At 44.3% G+C, this 19,563-nt stretch carries 16 protein-coding genes; 1 reads left to right on the forward strand and 15 read right to left on the reverse strand.

What is annotated here, in order from left to right; genetic code table 11:
* Positions 1-17 precede the first annotated feature (17 nt).
* The 15 genes from AC0NJP_RS13050 to AC0NJP_RS13120 all read right to left on the reverse strand — a co-directional run bounded on the left by AC0NJP_RS13050 (position 18) and on the right by AC0NJP_RS13120 (position 18,038).
* On the reverse strand, positions 18-1,451 hold the full coding sequence (locus AC0NJP_RS13050; RefSeq protein ID WP_474700077.1) for a sodium:solute symporter family protein: 1,434 nt from the start codon (positions 1,449-1,451) through the stop codon (positions 18-20).
* A gap of 32 nt (positions 1,452-1,483) precedes the next feature.
* Positions 1,484-2,320, reverse strand: a complete 837-nt coding sequence (gene panB, locus AC0NJP_RS13055) for a 3-methyl-2-oxobutanoate hydroxymethyltransferase (protein ID WP_474039452.1) — start codon at positions 2,318-2,320, stop codon at positions 1,484-1,486.
* 59 nt (positions 2,321-2,379) lie between these two features.
* Positions 2,380-3,693: an NPN-dependent 2-hydroxyacid racemase, LarAH10 family gene (larAH10, locus tag AC0NJP_RS13060; protein ID WP_474700078.1), complete on the reverse strand. Its 1,314-nt coding sequence runs from the start codon at positions 3,691-3,693 to the stop codon at positions 2,380-2,382.
* Between the two features lie 142 nt (positions 3,694-3,835).
* Positions 3,836-4,273 carry a YgjP-like metallopeptidase domain-containing protein gene (locus AC0NJP_RS13065; RefSeq protein ID WP_474039454.1) on the reverse strand — a complete coding sequence of 146 codons (438 nt, stop codon included), beginning with the start codon at positions 4,271-4,273 and terminating at the stop codon, positions 3,836-3,838.
* A gap of 10 nt (positions 4,274-4,283) precedes the next feature.
* Positions 4,284-4,940: an MgtC/SapB family protein gene (locus AC0NJP_RS13070; RefSeq protein ID WP_474039740.1), complete on the reverse strand. Its 657-nt coding sequence runs from the start codon at positions 4,938-4,940 to the stop codon at positions 4,284-4,286.
* 59 nt (positions 4,941-4,999) lie between these two features.
* Positions 5,000-6,316, reverse strand: a complete 1,317-nt coding sequence (locus AC0NJP_RS13075; protein ID WP_474039455.1) for an MFS transporter — start codon at positions 6,314-6,316, stop codon at positions 5,000-5,002.
* A 131-nt stretch (positions 6,317-6,447) separates the two neighbouring features.
* On the reverse strand, positions 6,448-7,113 hold the full coding sequence (locus AC0NJP_RS13080; RefSeq protein WP_474039456.1) for a response regulator: 666 nt from the start codon (positions 7,111-7,113) through the stop codon (positions 6,448-6,450).
* Positions 7,106-8,566, reverse strand: coding sequence for an ATP-binding protein (locus AC0NJP_RS13085; RefSeq protein WP_474039457.1), 1,461 nt, complete (start codon positions 8,564-8,566; stop codon positions 7,106-7,108). Before AC0NJP_RS13085 ends, AC0NJP_RS13080 begins: the two co-directional genes overlap by 8 nt.
* The gene (locus AC0NJP_RS13090; protein ID WP_474039458.1) at positions 8,563-9,489 is read right to left on the reverse strand and encodes a substrate-binding domain-containing protein; all 927 of its coding nucleotides are present in this window, start codon (positions 9,487-9,489) and stop codon (positions 8,563-8,565) included. Before AC0NJP_RS13090 ends, AC0NJP_RS13085 begins: the two co-directional genes overlap by 4 nt.
* A gap of 132 nt (positions 9,490-9,621) precedes the next feature.
* Positions 9,622-11,364 (reverse strand): metallophosphoesterase, encoded by a 1,743-nt coding sequence (locus tag AC0NJP_RS13095; RefSeq protein WP_474700079.1) that lies wholly within the window; start codon positions 11,362-11,364, stop codon positions 9,622-9,624.
* A gap of 143 nt (positions 11,365-11,507) precedes the next feature.
* The gene (locus AC0NJP_RS13100; protein ID WP_474039460.1) at positions 11,508-12,077 is read right to left on the reverse strand and encodes a nitroreductase family protein; all 570 of its coding nucleotides are present in this window, start codon (positions 12,075-12,077) and stop codon (positions 11,508-11,510) included.
* Positions 12,078-12,244: 167 nt separating this feature from the next.
* Positions 12,245-13,552, reverse strand: a complete 1,308-nt coding sequence (locus AC0NJP_RS13105) for a permease (RefSeq protein WP_474700080.1) — start codon at positions 13,550-13,552, stop codon at positions 12,245-12,247.
* Positions 13,553-13,843: 291 nt separating this feature from the next.
* Positions 13,844-14,839 carry a uroporphyrinogen decarboxylase family protein gene (locus AC0NJP_RS13110; protein ID WP_474700081.1) on the reverse strand — a complete coding sequence of 332 codons (996 nt, stop codon included), beginning with the start codon at positions 14,837-14,839 and terminating at the stop codon, positions 13,844-13,846.
* A 259-nt stretch (positions 14,840-15,098) separates the two neighbouring features.
* Entirely contained in the window at positions 15,099-16,862 is a 1,764-nt protein-coding gene (locus AC0NJP_RS13115) for a sigma-54-dependent Fis family transcriptional regulator (RefSeq protein WP_474700082.1), read from the reverse strand.
* Positions 16,863-16,991: 129 nt separating this feature from the next.
* Positions 16,992-18,038: a glycosyltransferase family 9 protein gene (locus tag AC0NJP_RS13120; protein WP_474700083.1), complete on the reverse strand. Its 1,047-nt coding sequence runs from the start codon at positions 18,036-18,038 to the stop codon at positions 16,992-16,994.
* Positions 18,039-18,429: 391 nt separating this feature from the next.
* Here AC0NJP_RS13120 and AC0NJP_RS13125 point away from each other — a divergent pair, with 391 nt between their 5' ends.
* Positions 18,430-19,296: a 4Fe-4S dicluster domain-containing protein gene (locus AC0NJP_RS13125; protein ID WP_474700084.1), complete on the forward strand. Its 867-nt coding sequence runs from the start codon at positions 18,430-18,432 to the stop codon at positions 19,294-19,296.
* Positions 19,297-19,563 lie beyond the last annotated feature (267 nt).

A 19,563-nucleotide genomic window follows, 5' to 3' on the forward strand; every position in this document is an offset into this window, starting at 1 on the left:
CACTATTAAAAATTCCATTACACATCGCTTGGGCGTTTTTCCTTTGCTGGCGCCAAAAACATCATCGCAAGCATAATCAGTATCGTTAGCAAAATAGCTGTTGATTGCGCATTTAAAATGCCCAGCCCTTTGCCGCCATTGCCAAACTGCAGAGCAATTGTCACGAAAATACCGGCTCCGGCTGAAATAAAAGCAGCTGTCGTCGTTGGCCGTTTGGAAAACAACCCGAACAGAAGCGGCGCCGTAAGTGAAACTGACATGAGCGAGTAAAAAATCGACAAGGCTGTAATAATATTGGGCAGCATAATGGCCATTCCTACGCCAATGACACCCGCTGCCGCTGTTACAATTCGACTGCTTTTAAGCAGTTTTTCATCGCTGATAGCTGGATTTACGAAAGATTTATATAAATCTTTCGTAAATGAAGAAGTGATCATATACAATACAGCATCAGCCGCACTAACTTCAGCGGAAAAAATGGCAGCAAGGGCTAGCGCCGAAGCCCAGAAGGGCATACATTCCTTCATAATCGTCGGTAACGCCAAGTCGCGCTCTGTCAAGTTGGGCACAACTACCGAAGCAACCATCCCCAACAGGACAGGAATAACCGCAAATAAGAACATGACAAGACCGCATAACGCCGTGCCGATCCGCACGGTTTTTTCGTCTTTCGCGCCATATATTTTACCAACAAGGCCTGGTGAAATAAAGAAAGACGGTGTCAACATCATGAAAAATCCCATAATTGCCGACAGCCCCAAACCGTCTAGACTAAAAAAAGCTTCCGTCTTAACAGGGTCATTGATAAGACTAGCGGCTTTCATCTCCAGACCGCTCCAGCCGCCGACAAAAGACAGTACAAAGGGAACGGCAATAACAAAGCCGATCAGTTTGACAGAAGCCTCAATAATATTGACATAAGCGGCAGAAAGCAGCCCGCCAGCGCCAAAATAAAGTACCACTACGACAGCGCCAATCAAAATTCCCACAGGCTTTGATACATCAGCCACCGCCGATAAAATCCAGCCAATTCCCATAAGCTGTCCAGCAAAAATGGCAATTGTACCAATCGCCATTAACAGCGAAATCATGCCGCGAAAATTACGGTTATAACGATAATCAAGATAATCGCCGAGTGTGTAAAAATTATGTTTCGTCGCCAATCGCCATAATGCCGGTCCGACCCAGCCTGCCAAAATAAACGTGCCTGCCGCCGAAGCAATAATCCACCAAACCGCCGACAAACCAGACTTATAGCCAAGGCCAGCCACGCCGACAGTTGATCCGGCACCAATATTCGGCGCTACGAGAGTAATAAACAGCAGCAAAGGCCCAAACTTTCGTCCGCCCACAAAGAAATCAGCTGATCCCTTTACTCGCTTTGTCACAACAAAGCCGATTCCAATTAGCAGCAACGCATAAAGCGCAATGACCCAAATATAGCCGTTCATGGGCACGCTCCTCTCTCTTGGCCTTTATTCTATTAATAGAGTTTTTTAAGAACTTCTTCCTTCATGCCGAAGCAGTGGTCTGGCCCAGGAAAGGTTCCCGCCGCGACTTCGCTCGCATACTGTTCCAAGGCCTCAACCATAATTTTATTCACATTGGCATACTGTTTGACAAACTTTGGAACAAAGCGATCAAACATGCCGAGTAAATCCTGCGCTACTAAAACCTGACCATCGCAATCCGGGCCAGCGCCAATGCCAATTGTCGGGATTGATAGCTTTTCAGTAATTACTTTCCCTAAAGGCGCGGGAACACACTCAATCACAAGCGCCGAAGCGCCAGCTGCTTCCAAGGCCATCGCATCGTCAACTAATTGCTGCGCTGCCTCAGCGTCTTTCCCTTGCACTTTAAATCCGCCAAGCTGTGATACAGTCTGAGGCGTAAGCCCAATATGGCCAATAACGGGAATCCCCGCCCGAACTAAAGCCTTAACGACCGGCGCAAAAGCTTCACCGCCCTCTAGTTTGACACAGTCAGCGCCGCCTTCTTTCATTAACCGTGTACCATTCGCTACGGCCTCGGCCTCTGTCCCATTATAAGACCCGAAAGGCATATCCCCGACGATCAGGGTATGAGGCGCACCTTTCACGACAGGCCTCAAATGATGAATCATATCTTCCATCGTAACTGGGACAGTGCTGTCATAGCCAAGAACCACCATGCCCAACGAATCGCCGACTAATATCGTTTCAATCGGTGTCTGATCAACGACTGATGCCATTAAGTAATCATAGGCTGTAACCATGCGGAATTTTTGTCCTGCTTCTTTTTTAACCTTGAGCTGGGGAATTGTAATTTTCTGCTTATCCATTGCCTTCGCCTCCTAAAAAATTAAGTAGAAAGAAGAATTCTTGCACCCAAATTAGCTGATCAGCCAATCGTGGGCTTCCCCTCAAAAAGCGGTACTGTATTGGCGCCCTGAGGCATTACAATATAGGTTGGCTCAGAAGTCAAAGAGCGTTGCTTTGCCAAAGCCAAAGCTTCGTCTAAGGACGCTGCTGCTGTCATATTTGCTTTCGTAACAAGTTCTACATTTTCTGGTCGTGTCACCATAATAAAAGAAGCTAAATCGCTACATTCCATTTCCTTTAGAACGACCCACCCGGGAATTGCAAAATTGTCGCGCACAGCCGTTTCAATCTTATCTTTCGTACCATGTTTAAACCAGTCAGAAAACTCTAGTGGCTCATAAATATCGGGACATTCACTTAATAAAATGACCACCCCGCCGCGTTTTACGGCATAACAGGCATTATCCATGGTCTTACCTGTCTGATACAAGTTAATATCTTTAGGATACCCGCCAGCTGTCGTAATTACAATATCAGCCTTTGCCGGAATATCTACGCCGTAAATTTCATCAACAAGCTTTGTCCCCTGCTGCCAAGCCGAAATCCAATTGCCAGCAAAGATTCCACCGACCTTGCCATCAGGCGTCGGTACCATATTCACAATAAAATCAGGTTTTACAAATGCCGCAATTTCCATCATGTCTTCGTGACATTCGTTGCCAGAAGTCTTACCGGAAATACTATTAGGATTCGAACCGCTGCCGTCTTGTTGGCCAAGCGCCCAAAGATGATTTTGCCGAATTGTTTGAATCGAGCTGCAGCCAGGAATAATACTCTTACGTCCGCCGCCATAACCAACCATGTAGTGATAAATAATCCCACCGGTTAAAATCACTTTATCCGCTTCAGCCATGATCCGATTCACCGAAACTTTAGTCCCTCGGCTCGTCTTACCGAGATAAACCATATTTGCTTCGTCCCAAGCGTCATGATTAAGAACTCTTACCCGTTTAAAAACCTCTTCACCACAGAGCAGCTTACATTCTTCTATGGTATTTTGACGGTGTCCGCCTACAGCAATCACAATCGTTATATTTTGGTCAGGTATGCCTGCTTCATTTAATTCTGCCAGCAACACAGGTAAAATAAGATCCATCCTCTGCCAGGCCCGTGTAATATCACTGACGGTAAGAACTACTTTCTCGCCAGGTTTAACAATTTCCCGAAGAGGCGGCGCATCAATCGGCTGACGAATCGCCTGCCTGACCGCTGCTACTACATCAGGCAGGGGCGGATATTCCTTGCCTAGCACCTCACAGATAAGTTGTTTTTCTGGAATCGTTAGGGACATTTCTTCTTTACCATATTTCAAAAAAAATGTTTTGTCACTCAAGCCTTCTCCCCCTCATCCTTGTTATCGTCATGATAAAACCGTACTAATTAGGTTCGGCTTTCCTTGGCAAATCCCTCTTCTGACAAAACAGAAAAGGAATCTTTACCAAGTAATGGGTAAAGATTCCTTTCGAATGATTCATTCAAGAGGTACGCGCCAGTAAATAATCCTGAAACAAAGCCTGATACCGTTTATAATCCGGCAAAATCGCCGCAAGTAACCGATAAAAATCAGGCTGAGCCTGCTCATAAATGGTACGACACAATTCATAAAAAATAATATATTCCACAACTGGGTCAGGCGGCATCGCACAAGGCCACCGTCTGCGCCTTGCCAAACTTAACGGTCGTCTGTTGTGTAATTCCTTTTGATTCAGACAGATTAAATATCGTTCTACTCGTTTTTGCATCCTACTAAGTGTTTTATTCTTGCTCCATGTGGCAAGAACAGCTTCTCCATCGGGCAGTTTAGCCACCTGATGAAGCAAGGTATGATGATGATAAAACCGCAGCTTCATTTTATCGCCTTTCGCTACAATCTGCAGCGAATAGTCCCAGCCTAACTGCAAAAATCGTTGCATAAGTACCTCCTTAGGAATCCCGCTTTACTTCCACGATCCCGTCAAGCTCAATCAAATCCTGCATAATGGTATTATCATTTTCTAAATTGCAAACAACAATACCAATAATAAGCTGCTCCTGACGATGCTCAATCACACGGATATCCTTGATTCCCACACCATGTTCACCCAAATAGGAACCAATTCGCCCAACTTGGCCTGGACGATCTAAAGAAGTGATTGTCAAATAGACATCACAGTTATTAATAAATTTCTTCTCAAAGCGCGAGAGCCACGTAAGCGTCGCATAAGACAAAGCTGTCGTAACCAAAGCGCAAATCATATACCCGCTGCCTACAGCCAAGCCGATCGCGGCTACAATCCAGAGGCTTGCTGCCGTAGTAAGTCCAACGACAGTCAGCCCTTCCTTCATAATCGTACCAGCGCCTAAAAAACCGATGCCGCTGACAACCTGAGCCGCTAATCGCGCCGGATCAGCATTCGTAAACCCTTGTACCTGACGATAGAGGTTGATTGATAAAATCATCACGAGGCAGGAACCCATAGAAACAAGTACATGAGTACGAAGTCCTGCTGATTTTCGCCGCCACTGCCTTTCTCCGCCTACAATTGCCCCAAGTATCAGGGCCAGCACCAGCCGAATCGCAGCATCGATATCTCCTACCATCATGACCGTCCTCCTTCACCATCTTACAAAATCAAAATATCTGCTGTTAAAAGGACAGGCTATTGCGCTTGATAATGATCTTTCTCACCGCGATAAAGGAAAGGAAAGAGCAGTCCGCCAACAATTCCTACAAGACCTGCCGTAAGAACGCCTGCCGTATAATGACCTGTAGCCTGCACGATATACCCCATAAAAATTGGAGCAATAATTCCAGGAATATGGCTGAGAATCTGTACGAGAGCACAGGCATAACCAGCCGCTTTTTTGCCGCCTACATCAGGCGGAATCGCCCATTGTGGTCCTAGAATAAACATAATCAGAGAATAGCCCAATGACAACAAAACTACGCCAGTCATCGGGTCCTGGGCTAGCGCCGCTGGAATCATCATGATACCGCCGGCTACCAGTCCGCTAACAATCGGAACATTTTTAGAAAGCTTTAAGTTGCCTGTTTTCTTATAAAGCCAGTCAGCAGCAATGCCGCCGCAAGGAATTGTTATCATGGAAAATAAGAAAGGAAGCATCGCAACAAAACCAGTTTTAGCAATCGTAAAACCTCGTTCATGTTGCAAATACATGGGCAGCCAACTCGTATAAGTGTAGAGAGTCCAGACAAGCGCCCCATTGGAGAGACAGGCCGCATAGAGCGATGGCTTTTTCATTACAATTTTCAAAGCAGCCATAAAGGAAAGCGGTTCTTCGGCCAAAGCCTCAGCCGCCCCATCATCTTCCGTAATATGGGCCAATTCTTCCGCATTGACTTTCGGATGTTTGTCAGGGCGGTCATTCATCGTAAACCACCAGAAAGCAAGCCAAACTAACGACAAGAGCGCGGAAATAAAAAAGGCGCCTCGCCAGCCATGCTGCATCATAAAGTATGTTACAAAGGGCGGTGCTACGGCAAGACCGACAACCATGCCATTAGACTGCAAGGACATAGCCCGCGACCGCTCGGATTTAGGAAACCACGTGGCGCCTACCGTCGACGCTACAGGCCAACACATTCCTTCAAAGAAACCAAAAACTACGCGATAAATTACAAAAGCTGTTACCGTCGTAGCCAGAGTGGTCATCGCCAAAAAGGCCGACCAAAAAATAATCGCAATAATATACATGCGCTTTGCGCCAAACACCGAAGAAAGAGCCCCGCCAGGCAGCTGTCCTAGCACATTCCCCCAGGTAAAAGAACTGAAAATAATGCCTAATTCTACTGGTGAAAAATTAAATTCCTTTTGGATCAACGGCGCTGCAATTGAAATATTAACCCGATCCAAATAGTTGAGTGTAAGAATAATGAAGACAAGAAACATGATGCGCCAACGTATATTTGTCATTTTAATTGTTGACGCTGTTGGTGTGACTGGCATAGTAGCCATAAACACTTTCCCCCCACAAAGTAAATTAGCCTCTTAGAAGACGGCGGCAGCCAAGAGACTTAACTGAATTATCTTACTTTTAGCGGGAAATCTAAATCAGTAAACGGCTGATTTTTTTGTAGGATTTTTTCTTACATCTTCTTACCCACTGGTAACAAACCATAATGCAGGGCATATTCAACAAGCTGACTTTTTTCACTGCAATGCAGTTTTTCCATAAGCCGTGTTTTATAAGTATCCACTGTTTTTACGCTCAAATAGAGCTGTTCCGCAATCTGGCTGAGGGAAAAACCGCGCACAAGTAATTTAAGCACTTCCCGTTCACGCACACTTAAGATTACATAGGGATCGTTCTCTTCCTGCCGTGATCGATCTGTTAACAGACTCGTAAGCAAAAGCTCGGCATTTTCTTTACTTAAATAACGCTGCCCCTTAGCAACCGTTCGAAGCGCTACAAATAGTTCCGTATCAACGGCATTCTTAGCCACATACCCAAGGGCGCCTGCTTTCATCGCTTCTTTAATATATTGCTCTTCATCGTACATTGTTAATACAAGCAACTTAATAGAAAATCCACGACTGGCAATTTCTTTCATACATTCGAGCCCGCCCATGCCAGGCATGGATAAATCGAGCACAAGTACATCAGCCGTAATCGTTTCCAATAACGTTAAAACTTCTTCGCCGTCAGCGGCCTCACCAACCACCGTAAAGTCTGGTTCATTATTAAGTAGCAGCCTCAGCCCCGCCCGCAAGACGGAATGATCATCGGCTATAATAATTTTTATTTTACCCATTCTTTTCACTTCCTGCACTTCCTATATGTAGCGGTACAATCACTCGAATCGTCGTGCCTTGTCCTGGTACTGATTCAAAAGTAAAAACACCGCCAACAAGCTCCGCTCTTTCCTTCATGCCATAAAGTCCCAATCGCTCATCGCGTTTCGCCGCCTGCAAAACTGCCGGGGCAATACCAATCCCATCATCCGTAATCGTAAGGACAATATCGCTTTGCTGCAATTGCAATACAACGGCTACTGTTTTTGCCTTCGCATGACGGGCTACATTGGTAAGACTTTCTTGCAAAATCCGGTAGAGAGCTAGCGATACATCATGAGAAAGGATGACTTTTTCATCAGGCGCTGTAAAGGAAACAGCCATTTTATAATGTCGGCGGAATGTTACAAGATATTTTTCCATAGCCGCAAACAGGCCTAGATCATCTAAGATAGGCGGTCTGAGTTCAAGCGCTAGTTTGCGCAATCCTTCCAACACATGGAGCGCTACTTCTCTAGCGCCAAAAAGCAGTTCTTGCTGCTTTTCATCCGTCAATTTTGACGATAAAACCTTCATATAAGCTAACAGCGAGGTAAGCGACTGCCCTGTTTCATCGTGAATTTCACGGGATATTCGTTTCCGCTCTTCCTCTTGCACACAAATCAATTTATTCATTAATTCTGTTCGCATAGCATCTTTGTTACGAAGCTCTGCTAGTAGACGATTATTTTCTGCTTCCTGCGCCTTAAGACTCGCGGCCATTTCATTAAAAACACGGGCCAGCCGACCCACTTCATCGTTCTTTTGCCCCACAGCCTGCACCGAAAAATTTCCGTGGCCGATTTCGCGCGCCGCAGCGGCCAAACTCGTTACTGGCTGGATGATGATTCGAGCCAAATAGGTTGCCGCTACCGCTGCTAGCAGACAAACAATCAAGGTAATTCCCACAAGCTCGAACATCCTTTTTTGCAACAACTGGGCCATACGCTTTTCTGACATTCCCACATGGACGTAGCCTGTTGTTCCTTTTTCGATCGGCAAAATAATTTCGCGCAGCGGCCCTTCATCACTATCGAGGCTAACTGTCACATTATTTTTATCGGGATTTAAAGCTTCTTGCGGCATTTTTAGGGTAGAATCAATCAAGCCTTGCGGAAAAACTGGCCCAAAGGTATGGGCCAAAAGCCGGCCCGCTGCATCGGTAATAAAAATATACCGGACATCAGCACTATTTCTTTTGGTCTTGTTTAAAAGATCTAGCAAAGCATAACGATCATCGAGCAAAATATCATTATTACCTAAAACGGCAACAGATTCAGCGAGTTGCACCCCCTGCTGCTCAATTTCCTGATCCAAAAGACGACTGGTAGACTGAAATAAAATGATGCCCATAACGAGTCCTAAAAGGAGCACCATTGCAATCATAATGCCATTAATCTTATAGTAAAGACTTAAAGAAAAAACGGTCTTCATAAGCTGACACTCGTCCGATCATAAATTTTTCGCAGCGGCTGATACAGTTCCGGCTGCGGCATTACAAAGCGGTCTGTAACGAGCCCCTGTAACGCTTTTCTTGCTTCTGGCTCTGTTTCAAGTTCTAAAAACACTTGTCGCAATGTTTCCTTTTGGCTCTGCTCTAGCTTCTTCTGCACGACAATCGGCCCCGTAGGCGCTGAGCCAATTGTGGCAATCAGTCGCACCTGATTGGTTAATTCCGGTCTTCTTTGCTGCATATATTCATAAATCTGACTGTCAAAGCTGGCTCCGTCAGCCAATTTATTGGCTACCGCCCAAAGCGATTTGTCATGGTTGTACGTATAAAAATAGCGGGAAAAATAAGTCTCTGGCGTTGTGTGATAAGGACGCAGCACTTCTTCGATAACCATGTGCCCTGAATAGCTTAACGGATCAGTAAACGCAAAAACCTTGCCTTGCAAGTCCGCGAGTGAACGAGCCGAACTATCTTTAGGCACAATAATATCAGCATGATAAAGGGAAGTGCCGCCATACTCAGCCATAACTAATACTTCAATTTCATTCATACCACGATAGGCGCTATAAGCTCCTGTCGATAAAAAAGCAACATCGGCTTCCCCATTGGCTAACAATTGATTGACTTCCGCATAGGTTTTACGTTGAATCAGCACAGCCTGCCGCCCCATTTTATGAGAAATAGCAGCCGCAATCACCCGGTAATGCTGGATGGTTTCCTGTGGTGACACTACCGAGGCCAAGGCAATGACCAACGGTTTCTCTATATGATCTTCCTGACGCTGCAAATCCTGCGGTGCTATCCCCTGCGAAAAATCAACATAGGCTCTGGGGCTTTCGCCGCAACCGGCCAAAGAAAGACTCAAAAAACCTAAGAGAACATAAAGAGCAGTTCTTAAAATCATGCTCCACCCCCTTAGTAAGCTTTGAAGAAAATTCGCTTTAACGTCAAAAAAAACCTGCTTTTTGCCGGAAAAGCCTAAGCTTTCCTGACAAAAGGCAGGTTGCGTGTAACGAATCTTCGAAATGGAGCTTCCTTATTTTGCAAAAAAGATCATATTTAATGAGACATCATACTTATAAGAAAAACCGAATAGACTATGCACATCGTCTGCCGCTAACAAAGAAACTCCCTGCTGATTCACGAGTGGATATTTTAAAGATTTGCTCTGTCCGTTTAAAGTAGCTGCCGTCGAGTTGGCCTCAAATTCCAAAGAGTTCTTTCCGTAAGAAGCTTGTACTTTCCCACCAGCAGCATGGATTGCGCCGCCAATAAATTCTACAAAAGAACGAAGCGGAATATACCAATTTCCTGCAATTTGCTGTGGTTTCGCTGATAATAGCGGGGTTTGCACCAGGTTCCCCCAGATAACAAGCCGCGTATCGTTAGACCGTTGCGGTAAAACTGTAACAGGTAAATCCTTACCTGTTTCTTTATTAATGCTATAGCGATCAATTAAGGTTCCGCTCTGTTCATAGGCCTCGATGGTCAGCACGGCGCCATCAACTTTCACGACCAAGTAATTGGGCTCCGCCTGGGGATCGAAAAAGAAAGCATTCCACATTTTATTTGATAAATCGGTATAGTATTTATTGCCACTGCGACCTGTCACCACATAGACAGTTCCCTTGGCCGGACTTGCTACAAAAGAATCTTGATAAATGGGGTAAGTACGCGAATACGCATGATCATGACCATTAAATACAACATCAACATGATGCTTATCAAAGACCGGTAAAAATGCGGCCTTTACATTTTCATTAGCCCGCGTGGCTTTGTTATAGTAAGGGGTTTTATGGAATAAAACGATCTTCCATGGTTTATTACTTTTACTTAAATCTTCATCAAGCCAAAGGGCTTCCTTGGCTAGCATATCTGGTACATACTGGCCTTCTTCATTTTCCTGGCTGTTAATAACCGCAAAATGAACATTGCCATAGTCAAAAGAATAGACCTCACCGAGCAGTTCTTCGGGACCATTTCCGGGCAGTTTTTCCTGTTTCGTAAAATAAAGCGCTTTCGTCGAATGATTTTCCAGTACCGTATCATAGGTCTCATGATTGCCGGAAACAGCCATATGGGGTAATTTTTCGATTACGCCCTTCGCCGCTTCATACCAATGATTCCAATGAGCATACTGATTTTGGCCGACTTCAACCAAGTCGCCAACGACCATCATAAAAGCAGCATCTTGATTCGCTTCATAGGCGTTATGCAACGTCTTTTGCCAGGGACCATATTCAGGCTCTTTGGGAAGACCGCTTTGCGAGTCACCAAAGAGGAGAAATTTAAAAGCTTGTTCTTTTTCCGGCTCCGTTTGGAAGGCAAAAGCATCGCCCCAACTAGTACCATCGCCGACACGATACGTGTAAGATGTACCAGGAACAAGCTTTTGCAGTGTGACAAATTGCAAATTCATATCACCTAAATTCGTACTGAGTCGATCAGAAATAGCCTGGATAGTAGCCGCGTCCTGCCAGCCTTGTTTTTTGTAACGGCTTGTCTTGAGATACTGAACCACACCCGTTACGGCTTCCTTGGAACGCCATAAAATAGTTTGTGTAGTCTTCGGGTCTTCGGCCCAAGTCAAAGTAATATGATCAGCCAAAGCGCGGTCTTCTAACTGGAGCGTTTCCTCAGCCGCAAAAACCTCCTTGGTAAAATGAAGCGGTAACCCCAACGCTAAGACAGACAAACCGCAGGATTTTAGAAAATTTCGCCGTGTTACCTGATCTTGCTTTCCTTTCAGAAACTGTAACAATGTCGTTTTATCCTCCAAATTTATCCACTCCCTTTAGATATTTGGCAGCTTTTTCTTTTTCATAACATGCTCGCTCATAAAAAAAATCAGCCCGCACGTTCTTACACCTTTAGTGTAATCCTGTCAGACTGACTTTTTATTAAGGTTGTATTATATTTTTGTTAATTTAAAACAATGTCTTCCAAGGACCGCTTCGGTACATGATGGCGCTGCGTTTCATCACGCCAATAGCGAATATCGCCGCCAGACTCAAGCTCTTCTACGATTACTTCTTCCTTGGGCTTTCCTAGTGCGAGAACTAGCAAAATCTCCTGATTATCAGGTATCGACAATACTTGTTTTAACTCTTCGCGTTTCACATTGCCAAGCATACAACCGCCAAAACCCATTTCTACCGCTCCGAGCAAAATCGTCTGCGCGACAATACCGCAGTCATAGACAGAACTCATTTTATAATCGGCTTCCTGCACGATCACGATATAGGCACTGGGGCGCTCGCCTGGCTCAGGTCCATTCCAATCTTTAAGATAGGCGGCCCAGGCCAAGGTATGAAAGACCTTTTCATTAAGTGTTTTCTCACTAGCAATATAATACTTTAAAGCTTGCTTATTCGCGCCAGAAGGAGTTAGGCGGGCATAGTCCACAAGAGTAAGCAGTTCTTCTCGGCCAATCGCTTCTGCCTCCACAAAACGCCGGTAGCTACGATTTTTTCTTACGAGATCATGAAACACAAGACATCTCTCCTTTTCCATAGTTTCCAGGCATAATTTTATTTTACCTTATATCCACCTGATTGGCTGTTACTATTTTTCACTGCGTCGTAAAAAAAACCTGCAAAAAAAGTTCTTCCAGTAAAATTTACTGAAAGAACTTAAAAGACTTCCGTTATTATATAAGTTTATACAAACAAAACGGAATAGAGACATAAAAATAAAAGCTGCATAACGGCAATAGTCCAACCGTTTTTAATCATTGAGGTCATATCCGTTGAATTAGCAAAACCCATGGAACTAAACATATTGGAACCAGGATGAATGAAGTTTGTCGCTCTGTTGGCAACAACAAGAGCCACCGCCCATACAGTCATCGGAATTTGATAATGCTGCACTAAATTTACGAAGAGATCATTCGTCATTTTGAGTACAGCCACAGCTGCGCCAGTCAGCCCGACTGTACCAGTAAGGCCGCCGACAATCGGCACAGCTACCCGTCCGCCATAATTAACTAACGGCTGCAATAAAGCTGTAACCGCTTTAAAGGCTCCCGCTTGATCCATAAAGTTGATAAACGGTTCTAAGAATAAGAAAAGTACAAACAGATGTAAATTGCCTGCCATCCCTTTAATAAAGGTCTGCGTAATATTAGGCACGCTCATACCAGCCGACAATCCAGTCAAAAGTGCAATTGTCATCAATACTACGACAATATAATTCGTATTGGCTTTCCAGTATAAGCCCATAGCCACAAAAACGATAAAGGAAAGAATGAAAACCCAGGTAGAACGTTTTTCTTTCGCTCCTGGTGTAAAATCACTGGCAATCGGCTGCTCTTCATAATCATGAACACCCTTCGTAACCTTCTGAATATGTTTGATCATAAACCAAGTTGTCAGAAAGGTTACAGCTAAAACAGGCAGAGCACACTTTAAAACCATTTCCTGGTAGCTCAACTGTGTCAATTTCGTCAGCATCAGCACCGATGGACTGAAAGGTCCTAAAATCAAAGCTTCTTCGCCGCAAGCATGAAATAGAACTCCGACTGTACTTTTCGTAAGACCAGCTGCAGCGGCAATGGGAAGTACAATCGGGGCAATTACGGCATTACCGCCAGCCATAGTGCCAAGTAGCGCCACAATCACTACAGAGGCGGCCATGATCCCGATAATCGCTTTATTTTGCGTATTGACGCCAATACTATAAATAATCTTATGTACAATCGTATGTGTCACCTTTGTTGCGGTTAGAACTTCACCAAGACCACGTCCCAGCATAATTAAAAGACCAACAAGACCTAAAAAAGAACCTAGCGACTTGACTAAAATATCACTAAAAGTAAAGATATTCTGATGGGTAATAACGGCGCCGATACACGCGCAAAAAATAGTGGTCGGCACAGGCTGCTTATAGCGAAAAATTAAAATAATGTAGACAACAAGCGGAATTAAACCAATGAGACCTTGTGAAATATTTACGTTTGATACATCCATACATGCTCCTCCTAACCTTAAATGCGAAATTGCTATTAGCGAAATAGGATAAAAGAAAAAGGCCAGACTTCTCCTAAGAAGAGTCTCGCCTGCGGTTATCCACTCAGCCAGTAATTGAATGGAAAAATTTTACCATCCAACAACCAACTTGTCAAGCAGGATACACTGCAAGCTTTTAGTCCGCTTATAAAAAAAGCCTTTTTGAAAACAAAGAAATAATCCGTAAAATATAGGATACATCATTGTATCAAAAAGGCTTTATCTTTTTTTCTTCTTGCCGTCAAAAACGACTTAGATCTTTTGCGCAAAAACCTTCTCTTTAATAAACAACAAGGTTTCTAAATTGAAAGGCGCACGAATTACACAACCAGGTGCAATAAATAAACGTTTACCGCCAGTTATTTTAGCCATATTGTCAATCTCAGTTGCTAAATCCTCTCGGCAGTTATCGGTGATGTGGTAACGTTCTAAGCCGCCTACAATACATTTTCCCGGCGCTTTCTGCAAAAATTCGCCTACTTCCGGCACGGTTTCCCATACATGCCAACTGATTCCCTGCACCGGGTAATCTTTTAGCAAATCAAACATAATGTTATCACCATGAATATGCATTACATTAAACCAAGAAAGCTTTTGCAGCGCCTCTAAGACTTTTAGATCATAGTGAACGCCAAACTCCTTGTATTCGGCTTCGCTCAATTTATCATAAGTAGATAACTGACTGGCAAAATATACGCCAGCGCAGCCCATAGCAAGTGCCTTAGCCGCAAACTGAACTGTACTTTCCACGATAATTTCTAGACCAGCCTTCACCTTTTCGGGCTGCGTCCGAAGATGCGTAAAAAACTGACCGCCGCATAGTTTTTGTGCTGTTGTCAGCGGCGAAAAAACGGTAACAAGAACAGGCGCTTCATCCTTCATATGATTCAATAAACGACTCAGTGAAGTCAGTTCCCGCCCTAAAGCGCCGCTAGTTACATCAAGGCGCTTCAACTTTTCCCAGTCTTCTGGTTTTTCTACACCAAACTTAGTTACTTTGGCTACACCGCCTGTAGCGATCTCGCTAAAATCACATTCACAGCCCCAGTCCTCAATAGAAAACAAGCCGTTTGACATATTTTTAATAAAATCAAGATCCAGCTTCTTATAAAAATCATAAGACGCATCAGCCAACTGTACCGGATCAAGATCAATTCCCGGAAAATGCGACCAAAGGCTGTAAGGAATGCGATCGGTTGTTTCTCCTTTTAATGTAGCGCGAACTCTTTGCATTTTTTCTGATAGCACAACTATCACTCTCCCTCATACTCAATAACAGCCGCCCACTTACTGCAGCCAAAATACTTGATTTCCTGCCATTGCAGAAATATCATAATTAACTAATCTACTATAACCTATTTGCAAAAAACATGCCAACATTTAAAAGAATGCGCTAAATCAGGCAAGCTACCTTTTTGCCGATTTGTGTGTCTACAAGCCCCCTTTGATTTATCAAAATATATTGATAAATCAAAGATAAATTTATCATTTATCAAATAATTCAGCTTCACTGAATTCCGTACTTTTTCATTTTGCGGTAAAGTGTGGCAATCCCCATTCCTAAACTCGCTGCAACCTGCTGCTTACCAGGAACCGTCGAACCAAACTCTTGTAAAGCAGCAAGGATCGCTTCTTTTTCCTCGTGAAATTTCGATTCACATTGACATTTCGTCGCCTGAGCCGCAGCTAAAACAACGATTTTCTGCGGTAAATCGGCAATTTGAATGGAATCATTGCTCGATCGAACTGTAGCGCATTCTATAGCATTTTCTAGTTCACGAATATTGCCCGGCCACTCATAGGCTTCTAATACCTGCTTTGCTTCTTCTGATAAGATCTTGTGCCGCTCTTCATGCTGCAAAATATGCTTATGTAAAAAATAGTGAGCTAACTCGCGAATATCACTAATTCGTTCGCGCAGCGGCGGTAAAGTCAATAAAAAGACATTCAATCGATAATAAAGATCTTCCCGAAACTTGCCGGATTTCACCAGCTCCTCTAGGGGTTGATTCGTAGCGGCAATAATTCGTACATCAATCGGTACTGATTTGACGCCCCCCACTGGCTCGACAGACTTTTCCTGCAAAACTCGTAAAATCTTGGATTGCAGCAATAGCGGCATATCGCCTATCTCATCGAGAAACAAGGTGCCGCCCTGCGCCAATTGAAATTTTCCCGGCTTGCCGCCCTTGCGCGCTCCGGTAAAAGACCCTTCGGCATAGCCAAAAAGCTCGCTTTCTAAAAGGTTTTCCGGAATAGCCGCACAGTTAATCGCCACAAACGGTCCAAAAGCCCGGCTGCTTTCATTATGAATTGCCTGTGCAAATAATTCTTTGCCTGTACCGCTTTCGCCGATAATGAGTACAGTGGACGAAGTCGAAGCGGCTTTAGCTGCTTCTGTTTTTACTTCCGTTAAGGCCTTGCTGCTGCCGACAATACTAGAAAACATAATTGGCGCCTGATGATGATCCCGCAATGATGATCCCTTGATCTCATTAGCGGCCCAAAAGCTCGCTACAACCCCTTGTACCACACCATCGACCACCATAGGCTTCGCATGAATCAGATAGTGATGATGTTTCCCTTTCTGCCAGATACTGACCTCCCGATTCGTAAAACCCACGCCATCACGTAAAACCTCAGGAATTGGCGTCCCCGGAAATACTTCATTAATATGAAAGCCAATAAAATCACGAGCTTTAGCTTCCAGCATTTTTTCCGCGGAATAATTCATGCTGATAATTTTCGCCGTATGATCAATGGCCAAAATACCTTCTGATATAAAATTAATCACTGTCTCCAACTGATTTTTTAACAGTACAGCCCGCTTAAAACTGTCAACTTCCACCGCTTTTGCCGCTAAAAGCTCTGCCATATGTCTGATAAAAGTAAGGAGACGCTCATTCTTATTGCGTAATTCCGCTTGTCGCTCCGGTGAAAAAGCAATAAGACCAATCACGCCAATCACACGCGATCCAACAAGAATGGGACAGCATAGCTCAGCCAGTTCCTTACAGACACCGCGCCGCTCACAATCGCCGCATTCACTGTCAGTACTTACATCACTGATGACATACTCGCGCTTACTTGCTAATACTTTATGATACATTGACTTCCCATCAATTTGTTTACCAATCGTATCATAATGGTACCCCGTTCCGGCAATCCGAACGAGAGAATCATCAGCGATAGTTACTTCTATATCAAGAACACCGGCAATCGCTTCCGCAATTTGCTGGGCAGTTACCTGAATTTGCTGCAATAAAGACATGGTAATCCCCCTTTTGATAAATCACTTCTAATTTCGTGATAAATGGCAAAACCCCTTTTAATAAATGATAAAAAACATTGTCATAATAACTCTTCGCAAAAAAATAAGCCTGTGCCTTAATGGCCAGACTTATTTTTTTGCGAAAAGAATCTTTTGGATCGCTGCAAAAACGATTTCAGGCGTTAACTCCTTCATACAATTGCCATGTTTTTCGGGACAGCGTCGTTTATGGCAAAAAGAACAAGCTTGCGGCTGAACAGCTACAAAAGATTTTTCGCCAAAAGAACCATAAACAAGCGGGTCTGTCGGGCCAAACAGAAATAAAGTGGGAACTTGTAAGGCTGCCGCCATATACATAGGCCCTGTATCGCCACCAATTACTAACCGCGCGCGTGCCAGAACTGCACCTAAAGTCAAGAGGGTCGTTTCATTCACTAAGGAAATCACTTGCTGTCCCAGCATCTGCTGTAAATAACACGCCGTTTCCACCTCCAGTCTTCCCCCGCAAAGAACCACCTTTTCCCCGCTGCACTGCATTGCCTTGGCCAGTTCTGCCCAATATGCAGCAGGCCAATTTTTACTTGGCCAAGTTGTCCCAAGCACGAACACAACAAAGGGCTCGCCAGAAGGAATTCCTTTGCTTACCAAGAGAAGCCTAGCTGCTTCATAATTTTCGGCTGCCAACAGTAGAACAGGTCTTCTATCGCGATCAGCAATCCCCAGCGGCTTCAGTACGCTTAGATAGTGATCAACGATGGCAGGTCCCGCCGCCGCCGCAATTTCACCCATAAACCAGGAATTTCCTTCCTTCGTATGACTTAAGCCGATCTTGTGCTTGGCCCGAACTTGCGTCATAATCATTCCCGTTAAAAACAACCCCTGCAAGTCAATAGCGGCATAAAAAAAGCGCTCAAGAAATAGGTGTCGCAGTTGCTGCCATAAACTCCAGGCTTCCCGCCACTTTCGACATCGTAGCGCACTATCAAAATCCTCACGCGGCCAAAGTATGATTTCATCGATATCGGGATTATAGCGAAGCAAATCAAAACCGGCTCTGCCGACAAGCCAATGAATTGAGCAAGACGGCCACGCCTGCTTGATCGATCTAGCTACAGGCGTACAGTGCATAATATCTCCTAGTGAGCTTAAGCGAATCAACAGGATTTCCCGTCGCACAGCCGTCACTTCCTTACCGCTTCTTTTGTAGCAATTGGTAAATCGTCTGTTCAAAATAAAATCTAAAAGTAATCCCCTATACTCAGGCTAAGCTATTAAGTTACTCTTGATTTAATATGCAAAACATTTATAAAAGAGGTGGAAAGTCATGACGATGGGAACTTTTTTCCATAGCGATATTCATTCATTTTTCTACTTTGCCGTTCTAGTGTTCTATGGCTACTTCCTTTATACCATGAACCGCCTGTTAAAACTCCCTTAGGATTGAATCAATAAAGATTCTCTATCATAATCATAAGATAATAATATTTTCATTATAAATAGTAAAATGGTATAGTAACAGAGTATATAGGAATCGTCTGAAGGCGGTATGATAAAAGGGAGTGTCACCATGGCAGGAAAAACAGATTATAAGAAATTCGGCTTTATTCCCCAAAGACAAAAGGGTCTATTATTAATGCGTGTCCGCAATGCAGCGGGCGATATGACAGCAACACAAATGCGCAAACTTGCCGATCTAGCCGAAAAATACGGCAACGGCGAATTTCACGTAACCGTTCGCCAGGGAATGGAAATTCCTGGCGTAAAAGAAGAATTATTTGAAGAAGCCTACAATGCTATTTTAGAAGCGGGACTACTGCCTGCGGTCTGCGGCCCGCGCATTCGTCCCGTCGTCTCTTGCCCCGGAACGGCAACCTGCCCTTACGGCTTAGAAGATACAAAGGAATTGGCTAAATTCCTCGATCAACATTTTGTCGGCAGAGAACTTCCGGCAAAAACGAAATTTGCTATTAGCGGCTGTGCCAATGCCTGTACGAAATCAGAAGCCCATGACGTGGGCTGTAAGGGAGCCCATGAACCGATTGTGGATCCAAGTAACTGTATCCACTGCGGCGCTTGCGTACGGCGCTGCCCCGCAAAAGCTATGTCACTGGATACGGGAGAAGTCGTCATCGACACCGACAAGTGTTTGGCTTGCGGCGTTTGTATAAGTATTTGCCCTAAAAAGACAATTCATACAGGTAGAACTGGCTTCCATGTATATATTGGCGGTAAAGGCGGTCGCTATAGTTATGACGGGAAATTACTTGAATCCTTTGTTCCCGCCGACAAAATTGCCCAGTATCTTGATGCACTCCTCGCCGTCTACAACGAAAAGGGAGAAAAAGGCCAACGGTTATGCGTTCTAGTCGCTAACGAAGGGATTGAAGCACTAACAGCTCAAGTCCAGGAAAAATTTAAACAACAGCAGCAATAAAACGCGTTAGCCGCAGTAAAACACCTCATTACAGTAGATTGCGTCCCTAGTGGCGCAATCATCAAAAGACCCTGAAAAAGTCCTACGACTTCTTCAGGGTCTTTTTGCCTTACTTTATTTATTTTTTTTGTTTTACTTCGTTTCAGCCAAGCGTTTATAGCTAGCCAAGCGATCTTTAGCATCTTTTTCGGTCTTCTCAAATAAAGCTTCCGCCATTTCAGGGAACTGTTTTTTGAGCGCCGAGTACCGGACTTCACCCAGCAGGAA

This window comes from Pelorhabdus sp. sgz311002, from assembly GCF_056134285.1.

Excerpts from the sequence above, each read along its gene's own strand:
- AC0NJP_RS13125 (WP_474700084.1), top strand. The coding sequence starts at position 18,430 with ATGGCAGGAAAAACAGATTATAAGAAATTCGGCTTTATTCCCCAAAGA.
- AC0NJP_RS13050 (WP_474700077.1), bottom strand. The coding sequence starts at position 1,451 with ATGAACGGCTATATTTGGGTCATTGCGCTTTATGCGTTGCTGCTAATT.
- AC0NJP_RS13075 (WP_474039455.1), bottom strand. The coding sequence starts at position 6,316 with ATGGCTACTATGCCAGTCACACCAACAGCGTCAACAATTAAAATGACA.
- AC0NJP_RS13115 (WP_474700082.1), bottom strand. The coding sequence starts at position 16,862 with ATGTCTTTATTGCAGCAAATTCAGGTAACTGCCCAGCAAATTGCGGAA.
- AC0NJP_RS13090 (WP_474039458.1), bottom strand. The coding sequence starts at position 9,489 with ATGATTTTAAGAACTGCTCTTTATGTTCTCTTAGGTTTTTTGAGTCTT.
- AC0NJP_RS13065 (WP_474039454.1), bottom strand. The coding sequence starts at position 4,273 with ATGCAACGATTTTTGCAGTTAGGCTGGGACTATTCGCTGCAGATTGTA.
- AC0NJP_RS13070 (WP_474039740.1), bottom strand. The coding sequence starts at position 4,940 with ATGGTAGGAGATATCGATGCTGCGATTCGGCTGGTGCTGGCCCTGATA.
- AC0NJP_RS13080 (WP_474039456.1), bottom strand. The coding sequence starts at position 7,113 with ATGGGTAAAATAAAAATTATTATAGCCGATGATCATTCCGTCTTGCGG.
- AC0NJP_RS13085 (WP_474039457.1), bottom strand. The coding sequence starts at position 8,566 with ATGAAGACCGTTTTTTCTTTAAGTCTTTACTATAAGATTAATGGCATT.
- AC0NJP_RS13105 (WP_474700080.1), bottom strand. The coding sequence starts at position 13,552 with ATGGATGTATCAAACGTAAATATTTCACAAGGTCTCATTGGTTTAATT.
- panB (WP_474039452.1), bottom strand. The coding sequence starts at position 2,320 with ATGGATAAGCAGAAAATTACAATTCCCCAGCTCAAGGTTAAAAAAGAA.